Source organism: methanotrophic endosymbiont of Bathymodiolus puteoserpentis (Logatchev), assembly GCF_900128525.1.
Taxonomy (GTDB): Bacteria; Pseudomonadota; Gammaproteobacteria; order Methylococcales; family Methylomonadaceae; genus Methyloprofundus.
Genome location: NZ_FQTQ01000078.1, coordinates 1 through 1480 on the forward strand (window position 1 = coordinate 1; position 1480 = coordinate 1480).

The following is a 1480-nucleotide window of genomic DNA, read 5'->3' on the forward strand; positions in this document are numbered from 1 at the left end:
CACGTTCCTTGCCGAGTTTGGTGTTGGAAAAATGAGTTTGTAGGGGGAGTAGAAGATCGCGTAAAATGAACATGAATAAGGTCTTTTTATTTGTATAATCAATTGCTTAGAATAATATATTATATAGTATTTTAAGGCTTAATTCACCAATAAATGGTTGTTTTTAAAGAGATAATTGTGATTTTACGGAGGAGTATATTAGATAATGCTAATGTTTTCAAAAATTAGCACCTACTAATGTTTCTTCGTGTAAAAAAACTGGGAAACTTCAGCTTACCCATAAATGCGACATAAAAACCACAATTAACCTTCCCTTGCGACAGAGCCTTTTGTCAGCTTAGACTCATTCCATATTAGAATACGAGGCTCTTTTCAGACTCATTTCGTATTGGAGAAGGCTTATTCTTGCGACAGAACTCGAAATACGGTATGATTACGACTTAAACATCAGGAAAATACCAATGGGAATTGTACGATTGTTTGCCGTATCGCTTGTTGCTTTGATACTCACAACTGGAACAGCCTACCCCTCGAGACTGTCTATTCCCGAAGCTGAAAAGCAAGCTCAGGTTATGCGAGATACTGCGTATGCGAAAGCGGCTGAATTGCGTGAATTACGCAAAACCCTGCATTCTTGGTGGGGCGCACAGGAGACAGTCAATAGATTGCAAGCACTTTATTACAAGATTGCCACGATAAAGTATCTCGCACAACTGACTTTCGAAAACGAGAACAGCAGCGCCAATGCTGTTTACGACTCGAAACATGTTGAAAAACAGCTCTTAGAGTCGATGAAGCACGTAGCGGCAAGGATATCTGTCGCCTTAGCGAGTGTTAAGCCAACGATAAGCCATACAGAGTTGTTAAGAGCCGATGCCCACTGGTCCTGGGCCAAGAATTACCTAATACGAGCGGTACGCTTACAGGCGTTGGTCACAGCTAACCATAAGACAAACTTGTACCATCAGAAAATATCTGAGACCGTCGAGGACGCACGCATTGAAGAAGGTTGGGCGCATGACGAATACGTGGCTATGCTAGGGGTACTGAGGTATACGGATGATATTAGTATCGATACGGGCTTATATTACTCACTACAGGCGGCAGATGATTATCTAGCGCAGGTGGTACGCGACGAGGAAGAGCGCATCGAGGCGTTAAAGTCGGCGGAACGGAACGGTGCAGATGAGGTGTTCAATAGTTATTTAGTCGTGCTGATGAAAAGTTTCTGTCGCAAGGATTGTTAAAAGCAAAGAAGGCGTTATGATTCTGTCGCAAGCATAGATTAATTGTGGGGTTCCTGTCGCATTAATGGGTAAATTCTGAGATAATTCCCCCTTATTTCCCAATGTACATAAAATAAAATCATGATCAGCTTTAAAGGGACACACTTTCCCAAAGACGTTATTCTTTATGCGGTTTTCTTTTATGTCAGGTATGGCGTTTCGTATCGCGACCTTGAAGAGATCATGGAAGAAAG

Annotated in this window: 1 protein-coding gene and 1 pseudogene; both read left to right on the forward strand. The window is 41.9% G+C overall.

Going from position 1 to position 1480, the window contains the following annotated elements:
- Positions 1-461 precede the first annotated feature (461 nt).
- Positions 462-1247 carry a hypothetical protein gene (locus BQ7314_RS06605; RefSeq protein WP_174482913.1) on the forward strand — a complete coding sequence of 262 codons (786 nt, stop codon included), beginning with the start codon at positions 462-464 and terminating at the stop codon, positions 1245-1247.
- Between the two features lie 120 nt (positions 1248-1367).
- Positions 1368-1480 (forward strand): annotated as a pseudogene (locus BQ7314_RS06610) (IS6 family transposase); the annotation flags it as partial.

Coding starts and splice junctions, on each gene's coding strand:
- BQ7314_RS06605 (WP_174482913.1), top strand. CDS start 462: ATGGGAATTGTACGATTGTTTGCCGTATCGCTTGTTGCTTTGATACTC.